We start from the raw sequence: 18,327 nt of genomic DNA, 5'->3' as shown, positions 1-18,327 counted from the left end.
CGGCCTCGTGTCACCAGCCGTCGGGCGTGAGGAGCTTGCGGATGCGCTTCTCGCTCACCGGGCCGTCCGTGCCGAGCTGCTGCGCGAACAGCGACACGCGCAGCTCCTCGACCAGCCACCGGACCTCGGCCAGGTCCGCCGCGCGGACCGGGTCGGCCGAGCCCTGGGCGTAGGCGGCGCGGGCGCGCTGGTACGCCTCCTCGACGTCGTGCACGCGCCACGCGAGCTCGGCGTCGCGGTTCGGGTTCGTCTGCGCCTTCTCCAGCCGGTACGACGCCGCGCGCAGGTAGCGCGTGAGGTGCGGCAGGCGTCGGGGCGGGGTCTGGGACACGAAGCCGTCGTGGATCAGGCCCGCGGCCTGGTCGCGCAGGTCGGTGAGCGTGTTGAGCAGCGCGAGGCTGTTCGACGCGCGGATCTCCGCGTCGAGGTTCCGCGACGCCGTGAGCGCCGCCACGACGTGCCCGACCACCTGGTGCACCTGGTCCTCCAGGTGCGCCCGGACGAACGTCCGCGCCGCCGCGTACGCCTCGCCGTCGTGGATCGCCGTGGCGTCCGGCTGCGTGCCGTACTGCCCGCTGCCCCCGCTCGTCAGCGCGATCACCGCGGCGAGCTGGAGGTCCGCGACGAGCGCGTCCGTGTTCCGGTACGGGCTCGCCGCCATCGTGAGCGACTGCGTCCCGTTCCACCGACTGGTGATCCTGCCGGTCTGCAGCGCCGTCTCCGACAGCAGCAGACGCCGCACGCCGCGCGCGTGCTCGCGCGCCTGCGCGTTCGCGTCGGCGAGCACGCGCAGCACGACGACCGGCTTCCCCTTCGCGTCCTGCTCCTCGACGACCGCCGGGTACCCCCGCACCACGACCCCACCCCCGAGGTCCGTCGACACCGTCGCGGGCAGCCGCCTGTCGGTGAGGTCGTCGGGCCAGGTGATCAGGTTGGCGCGTTCGCTCACGAGCGCGGCTGTGGTGGGGTCCGCGGGCGGTGCGTCGCCTCGCCGCGGCGAACCGGACGCCGAGGGCGACCCTGCGCCGTCCGGCGCCGTGCCCTGTCCGCGGCGCGTCGGCGAGCCGGACGCGGAGGCGGGGGAGGGGGCGTCGGATGCGAAGGGCGTGGCGGGCCTGGCGGGAGCGCCGTGAGGAACGAGCGGCGCGGATGGTAGCCCGAGCACCGACGCCCCCTCCGCCGCCGAACCCGACCCAGAGACCGACGCACCCGACCCGGGAACCGATCCCGACGCCGCCTCGCGAAGAGCAGCGCCCACCGCGCCCTTGACCGCCGCGCGGACCGCCGCCTGGTTCTGGGCGGCGAGACGGCGCTGGAGGGCGACGAGGTCCTTCGACTCGTCCAGGACGACGGAGCCGCGCCCGCGGGTGTCCTCGACGCGGAACGTCATGCGCAGGTGCGCGGGCAGGCGTGCCTCCTGCTCGGGGCCCCACGCGTCGTCGGGGATGACGACGTCGCGCAGCGCCCGGACGGCGCGCGTGAACGCGACGGGGAACGGCTCGGCCATGTCGCCCGCGCGGGCCATGTCCTCCCAGGCGGGCGTGTGCTCGCGGAGCCAGGCGACGACGTCGCGCGCGACGTCCGGTGCTGGGACGAGCTGGACGCGGACCGGCTTGGGCAGCGAGCGGATCGTCGCCGTGGCGAGCTCGTCGAGCAGGCCGGGGACCATCCAGTCGAACCCGTCGGGCACGACGCGGTTGAGCACGGAGATCGGGACGTGCACGGTCACGCCGTCGGCGTCGGTCCCGGGCTGGAACTGGTAGGTGAGCGGGAGGGTGAGCTCGCCCTGCGGCCAGGTCTCGGGGAACTGCGACGTGTCGACCTGCTCGGCGTCGGGCACGAGCTGTTCGAGCGTGAAGGTGAGCAGGTCGGGGTCGCGGCGCTGCGCCGTCTTCCACCAGCGGTCGAAGTGCGCGGCGGACACGACGTCGTCGGGCACGCGCTCGTCGTAGAAGTCGAACAGCACGTCGTCGTCCACGACAAGCCCGCGCTGGCGGGAGCGCGCCTCGAGCTCCTCCGCCTCGGCGAGGAGCTTCCGGTTGTCGTGGAAGAACCGGTGGTGCGTCGTCCACTCGCCCTGCACGAGCGCGTGCCGCACGAACATCTCGCGCGCGGCCTCGGGGTCGACCTTCGCGTAGAGGACCTTGCGGTCCGCGACGATCGGCACGCCGTACAGCAGCACCTTCTCGGTCGCGATCGCCGCGCCGCGCTTGGTCGACCAGTGCGGCTCGGAGTACGTGCGCCGCGCGAGGTCGCCCGCGAGGTCCTCGGCCCACTCGGGCTGGATCCGGGCGACGTCGCGCGCCCACAGCCGCGACGTCTCGACGAGCTCGCCCGCCATGATCCAGGCCGGCGGCTTCTTGCTCAGCGGCGAGCCGGGGAAGATCGCGAACCGTGCGCCGCGCGCGCCGGTGTACTCGTTGCGCGCCTGCTTCTGCGCGCGCCGCAGCGCTTTGGCACGCGCCTCGCCCTTGAGGTGCGCGACCGACGACGCCTTCACGTCGCCCGTGTCCTGCATCCCGATCTGCGACAGCAGGCCGGACAGGAGCGCCTTGTGGATCGTGTCGCCGTCCCAGGCGCGCTTGTAGGCCTGGCTGTCGGGAGTCGGGTCGGGGGCGGTGGTCGGGTCCGCCGCGACTGCGCCCGAGGTGCTCGGGCTGCCGGCCGCGCCGCGTGCGCGCGGCTTGTACGACATGTCGATGCCGAGGGGCTTGGACATCTCGCGGAGCTGCGCGACGACGTCCTGCCACTCGCGGATGCGCAGGAAGTTGAGGTACTCGGCCTTGCACAGGCGGCGGAAGGCCGACGACGAGAGCTCGTGCTGCTGCTCGCGGACGTACTCCCAGACGTTGAGGTAGGTGAGGAAGTCGGAGTGCGGGTCGGTGAAGCGCGCGTGCGCCTGGTCGGCCTGCGCGCGGACCTCGGCGGGGCGCTCGCGCGGGTCCTGGATCGACATGACGGCGGCGATGATCGCGACCTCGCGCGCGACGCCGAGCCTCGAGCCCTCCCAGATCATGCGCGCGAGGCGCGGGTCCATGGGGAGCTGCGCGAGGACGCGCCCGACCTCGGTGAGGCGCGCGACGCCGTCGGACGTGGCGAGGGCGCCGAGCTCGGTGAGGAGCTGGACGCCGTCGCGCACGGCGCGCGTGTCCGGGGGCTCGACGAACGGGAAGCGCGCGACCTCGTCCGGGGTCTCGACGACGCCGACGGAGATCATCTGGAGCAGCACCGACGCGAGGGAGGTGCGCAGGATCTCCGGCTCGGTGAACTCCGGCCGGGAGAGGAAGTCGTCCTCGGAGTAGAGGCGCACCGCGATGCCGTCGGCGACGCGGCCGGAGCGGCCGGAGCGCTGGTTCGCGCTCGCCTGCGAGACGGGCTCGATCGGCAGGCGCTGGACCTTCGTCGCCTTGGAGTAGCGCGAGATGCGGGCCGTGCCGGGGTCGACGACGTAGTGGATGCCCGGCACGGTGAGCGACGTCTCGGCGACGTTCGTCGCGAGCACGATGCGCCGCGAGGAGTGCGCCTGGAACACGCGGTGCTGCTCGGCCGACGACAGCCGCGCGTACAGCGGCAGGATCTCGACGCGCTGCGGGTGCTTCGGGTCGGTCACGCGGTCCTTGAGGTGGCCGGTGAGCGCGTCGGCGGCGTCGTGGATCTCGCGCTCGCCCGAGAGGAACACGAGGATGTCGCCGTGCCCCTCGCGCATGAGCTCGTCGCACGCGTCGACGATGCCTGTCACGAGGTCCTTCTCCTCGGCGCCGGCGCGCCCCTTCGCCTTCGTGCCGGTGCCGGTGGAGGCGCCGGGGTCGACGTCGGGGGACAGCGGCCGGTATCGGATCTCGACCGGGTAGGTGCGGCCGGACACCTCGACGACGGGCGCGGCGTCGGGCAGCGCGTCGACGACGTAGTCCGGCGCGCCGCCGAGCGACGCGAGGTGTGCGGGGGAGAAGTGCTGCGCGAATCGCTCGGAGTCGATCGTCGCCGACGTGATGACGAGCTTGAGGTCGGGGCGGCGCGGCAGGAGCCGCGCGAGGTAGCCGAGCAGGAAGTCGATGTTGAGGGACCGCTCGTGCGCCTCGTCCACGATGATCGTGTCGTACGCGAGCAGCTCCGGGTCGCGCTGGATCTGCGCGAGCAGGATGCCGTCGGTCATGACCTTGACGAGGGTGTCCTCGCTGGAGGTGTCGGTGAACCGCACCTGGTACCCGACGACTCCGCCCAGCTCCGTGCCCAGCTCCTCCGCGATGCGCTCGGCGACGGTCCGCGCGGCGATGCGGCGGGGCTGCGTGTGCCCGACCTGCCCCGCACGGCCCCGGCCGAGCTCGAGCGCGATCTTGGGGAGCTGCGTCGTCTTCCCGGACCCTGTCTCGCCCGCGACGATGACGACCTGGTGGTCGCGGATCGCGGCGGCGATGTCCGCGCGTCGGGCACTGACGGGGAGCTGCTCGGGGTACGTGATCGGCGGGACCGTCACGGTCTCGCGCGCCTGCGCGGCCCGCTCGAGCTGCGCGCGGCTCACCTGTCGCGGGCCCGACGTCGCTCGCTCGCCCCGGCTGCGCCGCGCCGTCGTGCCGGTCGTCGGGGTGCCCGACGTCGGGCGGTCGCCCCGCCCGCGGCCACGGCGGTTGCCGCGGCGCCGACGACCGTCGCGCGGGGTGCCCTCGGCGGCGCCGCCCTGTTGGGGAGGGCGCGCGTCAGGCGGGTTCGCTGCGGGCTCGGTACTCACGACGGTCCATTCTCTCAACCCGCCGCAACTTCATTGCTCCCGAGGGCGGGGCGACCCTGGTGGGGAGTGCTGTCGTTTTGCTAGCGTGGTGATCGGAGGTGGTCGAGATGGCGACGCTGACGATCCGAGGGCTCGACGACGACGTGCGCGAGCGGCTGCGAGCGCGTGCCGCAGAGCACGGCCGGTCGATGGAGGCGGAGATCCGCGCGATCCTCACGTCTGCGGTGACGGCACCGAGCGGGTTGGAACGCGGGCTCGGCACGTTCATCCACAGCTCGTTCGCCGACGCCGGGCTGACGGTCGAGCTCGACCTGCCCCCGCGCTCGGAGCACGGACGCGCCGTCGACTTCTCCGACGAGCCGGGCGGGCCGGACCGCGAGGTCGCGGACGCGTGATCGTCCTCGACACGAACGTCGTGTCCGAGGCGATCCGCCCGGTACCCGAGGCGCGCGTGCTCCGCTGGCTCGACGCGCAGGCTCCGGAGGCGCTGTGGATCACGGCCGTCACCGTCGGCGAGATCGTCCACGGCGTGGCTCGGCTGCCCGAGGGGCGGCGCCGGGACCGCCTCGCCGCGCTCGTCGAGGAGCACGTCACCACGACCTTCTCGGGCCGGGTGCTCGCGTACGACGCCGACGCCGCGCGCGTCGGTGGCACCCTCCTCGCGCTCCGCGAGCGAGCGGGGCGGCCGATGAGCATGGCCGACGCGCAGATCGCCGCGATCTGTCGCGTGCACGACGCGACGCTCGCGACGCGCAACGTCCGCGACTTCGCCGGTACTGGCGTGGCCGTCGTCGACCCGTGGGAGTCGCCGATGCCCTGAGCCGCGCGGCGGACTCAGCCAGGAGCGAGGACACCCGACGAGCGCCCGGCAGGGCAAGCCGCCCCGGAGAATGCGGCCCGGACGGCGGCGAGCGCCGTCTCCCACGGGATGCGCTCCTGCTCGAGCCGTCGACCACCCTCGGCGCGAACACGGTCGAGACTCGCGCGCTCGTCGGGCGTGAGGTGCGTCGGCTCGCGCAGGACCGGGCGGGCCTCGACGTCCCACAGGTCGCGATGCGCCGTGAACGTCTGCTCGTCCATGAGGATGCTCGTCACGCGGGGGTGCCAGCTCCGGAGGTCGTCGAGGATCGCGAGCCCGTCGGAGTCGACGTCTCCCCAGTAGACGAGCGGGCGTGCGGCGACCCACGGGACGTCGCGGAGCCGCGGCAGGGCGTAGCCAGAGCCATGCACGGCAACGGCGCGACCGAGCGCTGGGTCGTCGCTAGGGAGGGACAGCAAGGACTCGAGGTTCTCCAGGACGAGGACGGCGCCCGGGTCGAGGGCGAGCCGGGCGAGCTCGGCGGGAGATGCGCCGAAGGTTCGTGGCGCGTCAGGGAGCAGCCCGGGGTCGAGGAGCCGGACGCGCACGAGGCTCTGGTCCTGGGCCAGCCCGAGCGTCGGCGAACCGGTCAGCACCTCGTGGAACGCGGTGACCAGGCCGACGTGACGCTCGAGCCACTTCGTGCCGACCCCGCGGACGGGGACCTGCCGGACGCGCAATCCCGAGCCCGGGCGCTGCGCGAGCCACGTCGCGACACCGAGAGCGCGGTCCAGGTCGTCCGGCTCGATCATGCCGAGGGTCGCGGCGTTCCGGCGGATCGCACGCGCGACAGGATCGAGCTCGGTGCCCGAACCTTCCGGTGCGAGCCGCGCCCGCACGACGGCGGCCTGCTCGTCGAGCGCCTTCCAGCGGGCGTGCACCTCGTGGCCCGCGAAGGACGCGATCGCGTCCGGCCCGGCCAGCACGACACGCTCGGGCACGCGCTGTCGACCGACGCGCGGCCAGCGACGCTCGGTCCAGACGACAGCGTCCGCGGGGCGCACCGCGCGCCACGAGTCGACCCACGCGCGCGCTGCCGCCTCGTCGCGCCGGACGTCGTCCTCGGTCGGGGGATGCAGCGGGACATCGAGAACCGCGGGTCGCGCGTCGTCCCCCGCGGCCCACCCACCGCGCCGCTGCTGGACGAGGCGCTGTGCGCGTCCCCGGACGTCGGCGGGGGTGACGGGCACAGGACGGCGCGCCGTCAACTCCGCTCCTCGAACGTCACGTCGGCCACGAGAGACTGACGGCGGTCGGGGTTCGTGACGTGCGTGACCGCACCGACGTAGGGCTCGATGGTCTGCAGGAGCTTCTGGGGCGTCGCGAGCACCATCTGGAAACCGAACCGGACGAAAACGTTCATGGCCATCCGGGTGTACTCCGCATCGGCCTTGTCGAACGCCTCGTCGAGGATCACGGTCCCGTACCGGGCGACCTCGCCCTCGTCGGAGAGCTGGTAGCGCAGTGCTGCGGCGAGGCAGAAGATCACGAGCCGCTGCCGCTGACCGCCGGACCGACCGCCGCCGGAGTCGTAGACGTCGACCACCCGGCGGTCGTCGTCTAGCACCTTCGCGAGGAACGTGACGTGCTCGCGCGTGTCGAGGCAGCGCTGCCGCCACCGCCGGTCCGCGCTCTCACTCGACGCGAGCCGCCTCATGAGCTCGGCGAGGACGGCGAAGCGCTGCTCGGCGGCGTCGAGGTCGTCGGCCTCCCACGACCCGTCGATGACGGTGCTCAGGTCAGCGAGGAACGCGGTCACCTCCTCCGACCGCCGGACCTTGGGCTCGATCATGAGGGTGACCCCCTCGTCGAACGGCGACAGGGCGAGCGAGTCGTTCACGCTGTCCACGCGCTCGGCGACCCGCTGCGGCGCGTCGAGGATCTCCCCGCGCAGGTGACCGACGAGCTCGACCGACCGGTCCCGCAGCAGGCGCAGGAAGTCGGCCTCGTGCTCGGGAAGCCCGCGCGCCACGATGTCGTCAAGGACCGCGCGGTAGCCGGCACGATCGTCGACGGTCGTAGTCAGGTCGGCGGCCGTGGAGGGCCACCGGCCGCGGAACTGCGTGGCGAGACGGACGAACTGCTCGCCCGAGGCGCGCAACGACGCTTCCGCGCCCGACCGCTCCTCCCACAGGCGGTGGGTGACCTGCGTGGCGACCCGTGCAACGTCGTCAGGTCCGAGGCGGCGCCGGTCGCTGTGGAACCTCCGGTCGAGCTGCTCGAGGACCTCCGCGTCGAGACGGTCACCGTCCGTGAGCCGGGCCTCGAGCTCGCGGATGCGCTCCTCACGCTCGGCGAGCCGGTGCCCGAGCTCTGCCAGGGCCTGCTCTGCGGCGTTCGCACGCTCGTTGGCGGCGGCGTCCTCGTCCGCAGCCTCCTGGCGGCGCAGCTGCGCGTCCCGCAGGTCGGGGCTTGTGCGCGTCGCGTCCTCGAGCTGACGGCGCCGCGCCGCGACCAGCGTCCGTGCGGCCTCGCGATCGATCTCGTCCCACGTCGTGCGGGTCACCCGGGTCAGCGTGAGCCGACGCGCGGCCTCCCGGTACCGGGTCTGCTGCGCCGCGTCGGCCGCCTGCTCCGCGGCGTCCCGCTCGTTGCGGGCGACGGCCAGGGCCTCGAGCAGCACGCCCAGCTTCGCCGCGTTGTCCGTCCCGAGCACCCAGCGCCGGCGGTCGTCCACGGGGTGCGTGTCGTTCTTCTCGTACCGGGTCGCGGACGTCTTGACCTGCCCCGCGGGCGTCACGCCCCGCGCGACGGCGTCGAGGTCGTCGGCGGACCCGACGCACGCGTAGTCGTAGCGGTGCGTGAGGGCGTGGACGAGCCAGTCGTGCAGCGGCCCGGATGCGACGTCGACCTTGTGCAGCAGCGAGTCGGGCGATGTGGCGGGGCGCGGTGCCTCGCCCACGCGCCCGGCGACCTCGACGACGAACCGCGTGCCGAGATGACGGCGGTCGATCGCGCGCCGCACGCCCGCGAGGTGCTCGGGCCGGACGAGCAGGGTCCGGGCGAACGGGCGCAGCACGCGCTCGATCGCCCCGGTCCACGCCGCGTGCTCGGGTCGGACGTCGATCAGCTCGCCCGCGAACGGCAGCGCCGCCTCCGGTACCCCGACCTCCGTCGCGACCTGCGTGCGGATCGAGGTCAGCACCGGGTCCATGTTCGTCGGACGTCCGCGCCGCATGGCGTCCACCTCCGCCTCGAGCCGCGCGAGCTCCCGTCGGGTGCGAGCGGCGCGGTCGAGGACGTCGTGCGGGACCGCCGTGGGCTCCGCCGCGAGGGTGCGGCGAGCCACCTCGGCGAGCTCCGCGAGCTCGGTACGGGTCGTCGGGGTGTTGACTATGCCCACGTCGCGCAGCTCGTGCGCGAACGACTCCCAGCGTCGTTCGACCTCGTGCAGCGCACGCTTCGCGTCCTCGACGCGCCCGGCGAGCGCCCCGACCTCGCCCCCGCCCAGCCGGGCCGTGTGCTCCACCGCGAGGTCGTAGCGCTCGCGCGCTCGCTTCGCCCCGTCACGGGCGGCGCGCGCGTCATCCTGGGCCTGGGCGTGCAGCGACACCATTTCGTGGTGCACGGTGCGGGACAGGTCAAGCTCGAGCCCGGTCGCGTAGCCGTCGAGTGCGGCGAGCAGCTGGTCGGATTGGTCCCGAAGCGCGAGGCCCTTCTCGTGCTCGTCGCCGACCTCGGCCATCCGGCCCAGGTGCTCCGCCTGCTCGCGCAGCGTCACGACGTGCTGGTGCGCTCGGTGCAGCTCCCCGAACTGAGCCACGGCGTTGTCCGCCTGGGCGAACGTCGTGGGCGGCTCGAGCATGTACTGGCGGAAGAGTTGGTCGAGCGTGCTGAGATTCTTTGCGGACTGCGTCTTGTGCAGGAGCAGCAGCGCGTTCTCGTGGTCGATGCCGAGCGCGCGGCGGAGCCGGAGGTAGAACTGCGAGTGGCTGCCGGAGGTCGTCACGGTCTCGCCGGGGAACGCCGTCTTGAGCGCCCTTGCCTCGATGCCCTTCTCGACGAAGGGGCCTAGGTCCTGGAGCGTCACGGGCGTGCGCAGGAGGAGGCACGCGTCGCGCAGGTCGGAGCGGTCGGTGCTCGCGCCGCGCAGGTGGAACAGGCGTGCCGCGACCACCGTGCCGCCCTCGCCGTCCTCGTAGCGCAGCAGGATGCCGCTCCACACAGAGCCCGTGCGTGCGTACGTCGTCACGACGCGGTCCACGTGCTCGTCCGCGGACTTGCTCCACGCGCCGCGGACGTAGCTGACGAGGTTGCGGTCCTCGCCGCGTCCGCCCGTGTCCTGTGCGGCGAGGTTGAAGCGCAACCACTTGTCCGGTGTGAGCACGGCGGCGACCGCATCGAGCAGGGACGACTTGCCCGAGCCCGAGGCCCCGGTCACGAGGTGTCCCTTGCGGGCGACGTCGATCGGGGTGAACCCGCCGAACGTTCCCCAGTTGAACAGCTCGACGCGCGCGAGCCGCCACTGGCCCGCGGCCAGGGGGTTCGTGGTCACCGCGGTCATCGGTCGATTCCCTCGCCCTGGCCGTCCTGTGCGGAGATCCGGTCGTACTCCCTGCCGATCGCCCGCACCTGCTCCTCGTCGACGAGGACCCGCAGCACGGGGGAGATCTCGACGCGGTCGGTGTCGTCGTCACGGGCCGCGCCGGCCGAGTGCACGACCCGCAGCGTGTTGCGCATCTTCGTCCACGAGGCGTTGAGCCGCCGGGCGAAGTCCTGCTCGTCGCGGTCCCGGGTGCGGAACACCTGCAACCGCTCGAACACCTCGTCGCGCCCGACGATGACGCGCCGCTCACCCTGCCCGGAGAGCAATAGCTCCCGCAGGACGAGCAGCATCGCGGTGTCGAGGAACGAGAGCTGGACGGTGCGGACGGTGCTCGGCACCTCGACCTCGTCCGTGCGCGCCCGCCGCACGAACGCGAGCTCGGCGTCCAGGTCGACCACGAGGTCGAGGAACAGGTCGTGCAGCCGGGATCGGATCGCCGACTCGTCCGAGAGCAGGGCCGACCACAGGGCGGGGTGTCGTACCGCGGACAGGTACGGGCCGCGGACGAGGGTCAGCAGCGCGCGGCGTGCGGACTCGCTCGCGAGGGTCCCGGTGTCCTCGTGCCACAGCGCGTCCGCGGACGTGCGGGCTAGCGGGTCGTCGGTGCCCGCGGGGCCGGTTCCTGCGTGGGCCGGGGCGGTCGTGGTCACGTCCGTCATCGTGCGGTCCTCTCCGTGAAGCGATGGACGACGACGTCGGCGCGCCGCGGGATCTCGTCGAGCCCGGTCCAGGTGAGGGTCTCGGTCGTCTCGTCGTCGCGCGTGCCGTGCCGTGCCGCGAGCGTGAGGAGGCCGACGACGCTCGCGATGCCTTGCGTCGCGGGGTGCGCGGCGAGAACCTCGCCGACCGTCGCGGTCGCGTGCCCGGCCAGCACGGCGTCCACCGCGTCGGCGAGCTCGGCGAAGTCGATCTCCGTCTCGCGCGCGATGGCGCGGAGGTCCTCCAGGCTCGCGACGCCCCCCGCGTTGACCTCCATGGGCGCGGTCGCGTCCATCTCGGCCGGGTCGTGCAGGCGTAGCTCGCCGATGCTCGTCAGCGGGACCGTGGTCAGCTCCAGCACGACCTCGGTGGGGGAGTAGGGCTTCGTGTGCGGTGCGGCGGCAACACCCTTGGTGACCGACTCGTCGAGAAGTCGGCGCAGGGCCCGGTCGCGTTGGTAGTCCTGGGACTGCACGTACCGACGCAGGCCGCGGGCGAAGGTCGTCACGACCCCCTGGATCTCTGCGGAGTGCTCCTTGAGGGACCGCATGAACCGGCGCAGGAAGCGCCGCTCGCCCGGATCGAGGTCGGCGGCGAACTCGCGGCGCAGGAGGCGCGTGACGGCGTCGTCCACCTGGGCCCCCTGCGCCGGGTCGACCACGAGGCGCGAGAAGGCCGCGAAGGTCCGGCCCTCATCCGAGGAGGCGATGAGGTCGACCCCACGGAACACCTCCGCAAGGACCGTGCGCGAGGACTGGTCGGATCCGAGGACGCTTGCGTGCAGGTCGTGGCTGAGCTGCTCGAACCGGGCACGCACGCGCGCGAAGTCGGCGGGCACGTCGTGGGCCTGGCTGAGGATGTCCAGGAGCCGTTCGGCCGCGCGACGGTCATCGAGCGTGGGCCCGCCCGCCGCGGTCCGGGAGATCTGCTCGTCGAGCCGGTCGCGTTGGGCCTGGAGCGCTGCCAGCCGCCGCGTGACGTCTGGGTCGGTCTCGACCGCGAGCTCTGCGAGGCGCCCGACGATGCTCGCGAGCCGCGACTCCGTGACCGCCTGACGCGGCGTCGTGATCTGCTCGACGACACGGATCGCGGCGAGCGCACCGGGTGAGAGCTCGAGCGTCTCGCCGCGGGACTCCGCGGCCGGCCGCCGGACGAGGAAGCCGTTCGCCCGCCACGCGTCGCAGTACGCGCGGCCTGTCAGGGGCAGGTCGAGGTGAGCGCGCAGCTCGTCGAGGTCCGCGTCCACCAGGTCGTACAGCTCTTCTGCCGGGCGGCGATGCACGTCACCACCCAGGTGCTCTCCGAGCACCGCGACGACGACGGGCAGGTGCTCGGCGCGCAGCAGCTTGAGCGCAGGGTCGTCCTTGACGAGTTCCTGCAGGCCCAGCGCGGTACTGAGGACGGACACTTCGACACCTCACCGGTGGTGATCGATGGTTCGGCCCCCAGCATGCCGGACGCCACCGACACGACTCGTACGGGGTGGGGCTGGTCAGGACGCCGCAGGGGCGTCCGCGGTCGCGTCGATGGTGTGCACGCACTCGATCACACGCGCGCCACCGTCGTCGAACACGTCCTCGGTCCCTACGGGCGCGACGTCGGTGAAGGACGTCGTTGCCGGTCAGACGGCGCAGGGTCGGGTCGTGGATCATCGCGGCCAGGTCGTTCTTGTACGGCAGGAAGAGGTCGGTGTCCGCGCGGAACACCCCGCGCAGCGCGGTCTCCAGCGTGTGGCGAGCACGGAAGAGCGACGAGCGCAGGTCCTGTGCTGCCTGCCCCTCGGCGAGGACCGCCGCCCGGTGGAGCTCCGGGAGGTCGGTGCGCAGGAACTCGAAGTCGCTCACCCCTGGTCGTGGGCTCGGCGGCGATCATCGCCGCCGAGCGGGCATCCGGGGACAGCATGGCGGACGGTGCGGATCGTTCCCGGTTCTTCCGGCCCGTCGGCCAGGGGAAGAGGGGGACCAGTCGTCCGAACGGGCTGAGCGTGCCATGGTTCGCCCCGCCGCACTCGCAGCGGCAGAACGGCCATCGCGCGGTCTGGCATGTCGTGGTGCACATCGGACCACTCCTCGGGCCGGGAACGTCTGCGCCGGCCGCCCTGCGGTGCCTCGTCACCGCAGCCCATCAGGATGACAGGAGCCACTGACGCTCAAGTGCTTCGTGGTCCGGACCATCCAGAGCCGGTGAGAACGACACGACAGTGAAGCAAGCATCAAACGACGACTCATGCGTTCGAGCGGGTGTCGGCGCAGGTCGGGGCCCTGTTCTGGGGTCTGTGGGTGTGCGCGGAGCCCCGCTGATGAAGAACCGGTCAACCAACCGACCCGCATTTCTCCGGACTTTTGCGCTGCCCTGGCATGACAGGGCAGCGCAAAATCGGGGAGAAACGATGGTGCGCGACGAGCTCGACGCAGTGCTGGACCTGATCGCCGCGGGCAGCACTGCCGACGCGCTAGAGACGTCGGTGCCGGACTTCAAGACGCAGAACCGTCGATCCGTCCAGGACGCGCCAGACGATCTTGCCGACGCTGTAGCCTGCTTCGCCAACGCGGGCGGAGGCACGGTTGTCGTCGGCGTAGCCGAACGTGTACCCGGTCCGGACGCGTTCGTCGGGCACGACCTCGATGTCGATGCGACGAGGCGCCGCATCTACGAGCTGACCGACCCGTCGATCCTCGCCGACGTGGACGATGTCGCGCACGCGTGCGGCGAGGTGCTGGTCATCCACGTGCAACGCGGTGTCACGGTCCACAAGGTCAAGTCGAAGATGCCCACCGAACGGGTCGGTACCTCGTGCAGGCCGATGTCGACGCACCGAATCGCCTCCCTCGTCGCCGAGCGCCAGGGAGATGACTGGTCCGCGCACGACGCAGGGGTCTCGGTGCAGGACGTCGACGAGGTTGCGGTCGCGATCGCCCGCTCCCGGCTCGAGCGCTCGGTCGACCCTCGTCGGCGTGAGAGGGCGCGCATGGCGACCGCCGAGCTGCTCCGCGCCCTCGGCGTGGAGGGACTCGCGACGCCCCGCAAGCACGTGCAACACCCGGCGCAAAGGGTCAGCCGAGCGCGCGGCGCATGACGACGCGCGGCACGCCGCCGCTCACGCCGGTGGTCGGGGCCGCGCGCACGAACCCGGCCCGCTCGAATAGCGCGACGGTGCCGACGTACCCGGAGATGACGTCGACGCGCTCGCCGCCCGCGTCGACGGGATAGCCCTCGACCGCGGGCGCGCCGTGCGCTGCGGCGTGCTCGACGGCCCCCGCGAGCAGGTGGTGCATCAGCCCGCGGTGCCGGTACCCGGCCCGGACGACGAAGCACACCGCGCTCCACGCGTCGAGGTCGTCGACGAACGGGATGGTCCGGGCGTTCATGAGCCGCCGGTACGTGCTGCGCGGCGCGACGGAGCACCAGCCCGCGACCTCGCCGTCGACGTACGCGAGCACGCCCGGCCCCGGCTCGGTCGTGCACAGGTCGGCCATGAAGCCGGGGCGGTCCTCGGCGCTGACCCGGCTGTCGCGGTAGGACATGCACCAGCACCCGCGCACCCCGGCCTTCCGCGGTCCGACCACGGTGGCGAAGTCGTCGTAGCGCCCGACGGCGGAGCGCACCTCCACGTCCATCCCCCACACGCTAGGCGCGCCCGCCCCCGCGGGCGAGCGCCGCCGTCGGGCCCCGCCCAGGACCGACCGGCGCCGAGAACGACCCCACCCGCCGTCGAGCACGACCTGAAGGACGGAAAGGGGCCGATAACGACCTCCAGGTCGTGTTCGGCGGCAGTCGGGGTTCCGGCTGCGGCGGAAGGGGACGCCGAGGCAGTCGGTGCTGACGGGTCAGTCGGGGGTCGCTCGGGCGTAGCGGGTTGCCAGAGTGCGGACGTGGTCGGCGAGGGCCGGCGGCTCCGTCACGTGGAAGTCGAGGCCGAGCATGCCGACCCACACCGCGACGACCTCGACGCTGTCGCCGCCGGTGACGAGGACGCAGCGGTCGTCGTCGAGCGGCTCGACCGTGCCCACGGTCGGGTTGATGCGTCGCAGGACCTCCTCGGCCGGCGCGTCCACGACGATCCGGGCGTGCACGGCCCATCCCGTGCGCGCGACCTCCCGCACGACGAACTCCGTCATGTCCCCGGGGAAGCTCACCGGCGTGAACCGCCTCCCGCCCGGCACGCGCAGCACCAGCCAGTCGACGCGGTACGGAGCCCACGCACCCGTCGTCGGGTCGCGCGCGACGAGGAACCAGCGGCGCTGCCACGCGACGAGGCGGTACGGCTCGAGCTCGACCGGCTCGTCCTGGTAGAAGCAGCGCAGGCCCTGGTGGTCGCGCACGGCGTCGGCGAGGGCGGTCAGCGTGTCCGGGTCGACGACCGGGTCCTCGACGTTCGAGTCGGTGTTCGCGGGGCCGGCGGCGCTCGCGGACCGCAGCGCGGAGAGGCGACGGCGTAGGCGGTCGGGCATGACCTGCTCGAGCTTCGCGAGCGCGGACGCCCCGGACTCCTCGAAGCCCGCGGTGCCGGTCGCGGCCCGCAGCCCGACGGCGACCGCGACGGCCTCGGCGTCGTCGAGCAGGAGCGGGGGGAGTCGTGCACCCGCCCCCAGCCGGTACCGGCCGCCCGGGCCGCGCACGGCGTCGACGGGGTAGCCGAGCTCGCGCAGCCGGGCGACGTCGTTGCGGACGGTGCGGTCGGTGACGTCGAGCCGGGCGGCGAGGTCGGCGCCCGACCAGTCGGGGCGGGACTGGAGCAGCCCGAGCAGCGCGAGCATGCGGGCGGAGGTGGAAGCCACGAGGTCCCTCCGAGGGGCCGCCGGAAGAAAGTCGGAACCAGGTCAGAATAGCGGAAGAAAACGTTCCGGAACCCTGCGTAACGTCGGTAGCAGAGCAGGGCACGAGGCCCGCTCCGACCGAGGAGGCATCATGAGCAGCACCACCCTCGAGCACCGCCCGTTCTCCGTCGCCGTCCCGCAGGCCGACCTGGACGACCTGCGCGAGCGGCTCGAGCGGACCCGTTTCGCGCCGGCCGCCCCCGGCGACTCCTGGGACTACGGCACGCCCGAGTCCTACCTGCGCGACATGGTCGGGCGCTGGACGGCGTTCGACTGGCGCGCCGTCGAGGACCGGGTCAACGCCTACCCGGGCTTCCGCACCGAGATCGACGGCCAGCCGATCCACTACCTGCACGTGCGCTCGCAGCACGAGGACGCGACCCCGCTGCTGCTCGCGCACTCGTACCCCGGGTCGTTCCTCGACTTCCTCGACATGATCGACCCGCTCGTCGACCCCGTCGCGCACGGCGGTCGCCCCGAGGACGCGTTCCACCTCGTGATCCCGTCCATGCCGGGATTCGGGTTCTCCACGCCCGTCGTGGGGGACACGAACTGGACCATGGCGCGCGTCGCCCGGGCCTACGACGCGCTCATGCGCGACCTCGGCTACGCGTCCTACGGCATCCACGGCAGCGACGGCGGGGCGATGGTCTCGCGCGAGCTCGCGATCCTCGACCCCGAGGGCTTCCGCGGCGCGCACGTGCTCCAGATCTTCTCCTTCCCGTCCGGTGCGCCGGGCGAGATGGACGGCTTCGGGGAGAAGGAGTACGCGGCGCTCGGCCACCTCCAGTGGTTCCAGTCCGTGGGCGCCTACAACACGATGAACGCGTCCCGGCCGCAGACCATGGCCGCGGGCCTCGCCGACTCGCCCGTCGCCGTCCTCGCGTACCACGAGCTGTTCGAGAGCTTCGGCAACGGGACGAGCCTCGTGAGCGCCGACCAGGTGCTCGCGCAGGCGACGCTCTACTGGCTCACCAACTCCTACGCGACCGCCGCGCGCTACCACTACGCGGAGCAGCGCTCCGGTGCCGAGCCGGTCGTGAGCCAGGGCCGGATCGGCGTCGCCGTCTTCCGGGACGACTTCCAGACGATCCGCGCCTTCGCCGAGCGCGACAACGCCCGGATCGAGCACTGGTCCGAGTTCCCGCGCGGCGGCCACTACGCCTCGCTCGAGGTCCCGCAGGACGTCGTCGCCGACCTCCGGGTGTTCTTCGGATGAGCGCGCAGGGCGGTGCGCGCCCCCGGCGGTCGCGGTCCTTCAGGACCGCGGGCCGCCGGGCCGTGCGAGCAGCAGCGCCGGGTCGCGCCGGGCTCGGGTGCTCGGCGCGGCCGGGTCGCCGACCCCGGACCGCCCGCCCGACGTCGGCCTGGCCGACGCCGGTGCTTCGGTGACGAGCCCGGCGAGCCGCTCGCGGTGCGCGGCGAGCTGCGCCAGGCGCGCGTCGACGCGCGCCAGCTCTTCCTGGAGGAGCGGGTCGAGGCACGGTTCGACGTCGCCCGACCCGCCGCACGCGCACGCGAGGACCTGCCCGATCACCGTCGTGGACAGCCCTGCGTCGAGCAGGCGGCGGACCCGCGCGACGCGCTCGAGGTCGTCGGGCGAGTACAGCCGCTGCCCGGACGGCGATCGGGCCGGGGCGAGCAGGCCCTGCTCCTCGTAGTAGCGCAGCAGCCGCGCGCTCGCGCCGGTCGCGCGAGCGACGTCCCCCACGCGCAGCGTGACCTCGGTCACCATCGCTTGCCCCTCCCATGCATGTGAGCCCCCAGCATCGGTCCCATGACGAACCGAACACATCTTCTCGGCGGCGATCTTCCCGTGCACCGCATCGGGCTCGGCACCATGCGCCTCGCCGACGGACCCGACGAGCGGCGCGGCCCGACCGCCCCGGTCTGGCAGGCTCCCGCGGACCGCGCCGACCTCGTCCGTCTCGTCCGCACGGCGGTCGACCGCGGCGTGGACCTCGTCGACACCGCCGACGCGTACGCGCTCGGGGCGGGGGAGGAGCTCGTGGGCGAGGCGCTCGCGGGCGTCGGACTGCCGGTCGCCGTCTCGACCAAGGTGGGCGTCGTGCGCCCCTCGCCGGACGAGTGGGTCCCGCTCGGCCATCCCGCCTACCTCCGCCAGCAGGCCGAGCTGAGCCTGCGCCGTCTGGGCCGCGACACGATCGACCTCCTCTCCCTCCACCGCGTGGACGACGCGTACCCGCTCGAGGACCAGGTCGGTGCCCTCGCGCGCCTGGTCGAGGAGGGCAAGGTGCGCCACCTCGGACTGTCCGAGGTCACGACGGCGCAGCTCGACGCGGCGCGGGAGGTCCCGCCGATCGCCGCGGTGCAGAACCTCTACAACGTCGCGACGCGCGACCACGACCCGGTCGTCGAGCGCACGCGCGAGCTCGGCGTCGCCTTCGTCCCGTACTTCCCGGTGTCGTTCGACCCGCGCACGACTCCCGGCCTCGTCGAGGTCGCGACCCGGCGCGGTCTGGACCCGCGGCAGGTGGCGCTCGCGTGGCTGCTCCACCGCGGGCCGCACGTGGTCCCGATCCCGGGCACGACGTCGGTCGAGCACCTCGCGCACAACCTCGCCTCGGCGGACGTCGTGCTCGACGAGCACGACCTGGCCCTGATCGACGCCGTCGCGGCGAGCACGACCTGACCCGCCGTCGAGCACGACCTGAAGGAC

The 18,327-nt window shown here is 73.2% G+C and carries 13 protein-coding genes; 5 read left to right on the top strand and 8 right to left on the bottom strand.

All coding sequences use genetic code 11. The features are described 5' to 3' along the window. Positions 1-10: 10 nt before the first annotated feature. Positions 11-4,726, bottom strand: a complete 4,716-nt coding sequence (hrpA, locus tag NHH00_RS17735; protein ID WP_374615224.1) for an ATP-dependent RNA helicase HrpA — start codon at positions 4,724-4,726, stop codon at positions 11-13. A 107-nt stretch (positions 4,727-4,833) separates the two neighbouring features. On the opposite strand from hrpA, the gene NHH00_RS17730 reads away from it, so the two are divergent. Both NHH00_RS17730 and NHH00_RS17725 read left to right on the top strand, forming a co-directional pair. Then, a complete protein-coding gene (locus NHH00_RS17730; RefSeq protein ID WP_253054730.1) occupies positions 4,834-5,121 on the top strand; it encodes a FitA-like ribbon-helix-helix domain-containing protein in 288 nt (95 codons plus the stop codon). Beyond that, positions 5,118-5,546, top strand: a complete 429-nt coding sequence (locus NHH00_RS17725; RefSeq protein WP_253054728.1) for a type II toxin-antitoxin system VapC family toxin — start codon at positions 5,118-5,120, stop codon at positions 5,544-5,546. Before NHH00_RS17730 ends, NHH00_RS17725 begins: the two co-directional genes overlap by 4 nt. Positions 5,547-5,560: 14 nt before the next feature. Here the strand turns inward: NHH00_RS17725 and NHH00_RS17720 are convergent, their stop codons facing one another. The 4 genes from NHH00_RS17720 to NHH00_RS17705 are packed head-to-tail and all read right to left on the bottom strand — an operon-like array spanning position 5,561 to position 12,238. Then, positions 5,561-6,793 (bottom strand): Wadjet anti-phage system protein JetD domain-containing protein, encoded by a 1,233-nt coding sequence (locus tag NHH00_RS17720; protein WP_253054726.1) that lies wholly within the window; start codon positions 6,791-6,793, stop codon positions 5,561-5,563. Then, entirely contained in the window at positions 6,790-10,089 is a 3,300-nt protein-coding gene (locus NHH00_RS17715; RefSeq protein WP_253054724.1) for an ATP-binding protein, read from the bottom strand. Before NHH00_RS17715 ends, NHH00_RS17720 begins: the two co-directional genes overlap by 4 nt. After that, positions 10,086-10,790, bottom strand: a complete 705-nt coding sequence (locus tag NHH00_RS17710; protein WP_253054722.1) for a DUF4194 domain-containing protein — start codon at positions 10,788-10,790, stop codon at positions 10,086-10,088. Before NHH00_RS17710 ends, NHH00_RS17715 begins: the two co-directional genes overlap by 4 nt. Next, positions 10,787-12,238 carry a DUF3375 domain-containing protein gene (locus NHH00_RS17705; RefSeq protein WP_253054720.1) on the bottom strand — a complete coding sequence of 484 codons (1,452 nt, stop codon included), beginning with the start codon at positions 12,236-12,238 and terminating at the stop codon, positions 10,787-10,789. Before NHH00_RS17705 ends, NHH00_RS17710 begins: the two co-directional genes overlap by 4 nt. A 984-nt stretch (positions 12,239-13,222) precedes the next feature. Between NHH00_RS17705 and NHH00_RS17700 the strand changes: the two genes are divergently transcribed. Next, on the top strand, positions 13,223-13,906 hold the full coding sequence (locus tag NHH00_RS17700) for an AlbA family DNA-binding domain-containing protein (RefSeq protein WP_253054718.1): 684 nt from the start codon (positions 13,223-13,225) through the stop codon (positions 13,904-13,906). Here NHH00_RS17700 and NHH00_RS17695 read toward each other — a convergent pair. Next, positions 13,884-14,447, bottom strand: a complete 564-nt coding sequence (locus NHH00_RS17695) for a GNAT family N-acetyltransferase (protein ID WP_253054716.1) — start codon at positions 14,445-14,447, stop codon at positions 13,884-13,886. The two genes, NHH00_RS17700 and NHH00_RS17695, sit on opposite strands and share 23 nt — an antisense overlap. A gap of 210 nt (positions 14,448-14,657) precedes the next feature. After that, positions 14,658-15,608, bottom strand: coding sequence for a helix-turn-helix transcriptional regulator (locus tag NHH00_RS17690; RefSeq protein ID WP_253054714.1), 951 nt, complete (start codon positions 15,606-15,608; stop codon positions 14,658-14,660). Positions 15,609-15,738: 130 nt separating this feature from the next. Between NHH00_RS17690 and NHH00_RS17685 the strand changes: the two genes are divergently transcribed. After that, on the top strand, positions 15,739-16,866 hold the full coding sequence (locus NHH00_RS17685; protein ID WP_253054712.1) for an epoxide hydrolase family protein: 1,128 nt from the start codon (positions 15,739-15,741) through the stop codon (positions 16,864-16,866). A gap of 39 nt (positions 16,867-16,905) precedes the next feature. Here the strand turns inward: NHH00_RS17685 and NHH00_RS17680 are convergent, their stop codons facing one another. Beyond that, positions 16,906-17,382: a MerR family transcriptional regulator gene (locus NHH00_RS17680; protein ID WP_253054710.1), complete on the bottom strand. Its 477-nt coding sequence runs from the start codon at positions 17,380-17,382 to the stop codon at positions 16,906-16,908. Between the two features lie 42 nt (positions 17,383-17,424). Here NHH00_RS17680 and NHH00_RS17675 point away from each other — a divergent pair, with 42 nt between their 5' ends. After that, positions 17,425-18,300, top strand: a complete 876-nt coding sequence (locus tag NHH00_RS17675; RefSeq protein ID WP_253054708.1) for an aldo/keto reductase — start codon at positions 17,425-17,427, stop codon at positions 18,298-18,300. Positions 18,301-18,327: the final 27 nt, after the last annotated feature.

The sequence above is a fragment of the Cellulosimicrobium cellulans genome (genome assembly GCF_024124905.1).
Classification (GTDB): Bacteria; Actinomycetota; Actinomycetes; order Actinomycetales; family Cellulomonadaceae; genus Cellulosimicrobium; species Cellulosimicrobium cellulans_G.
The sequence above is the reverse complement of the archived record's forward strand: the minus strand, read 5'-3'. Positions and strand labels throughout refer to the sequence as shown.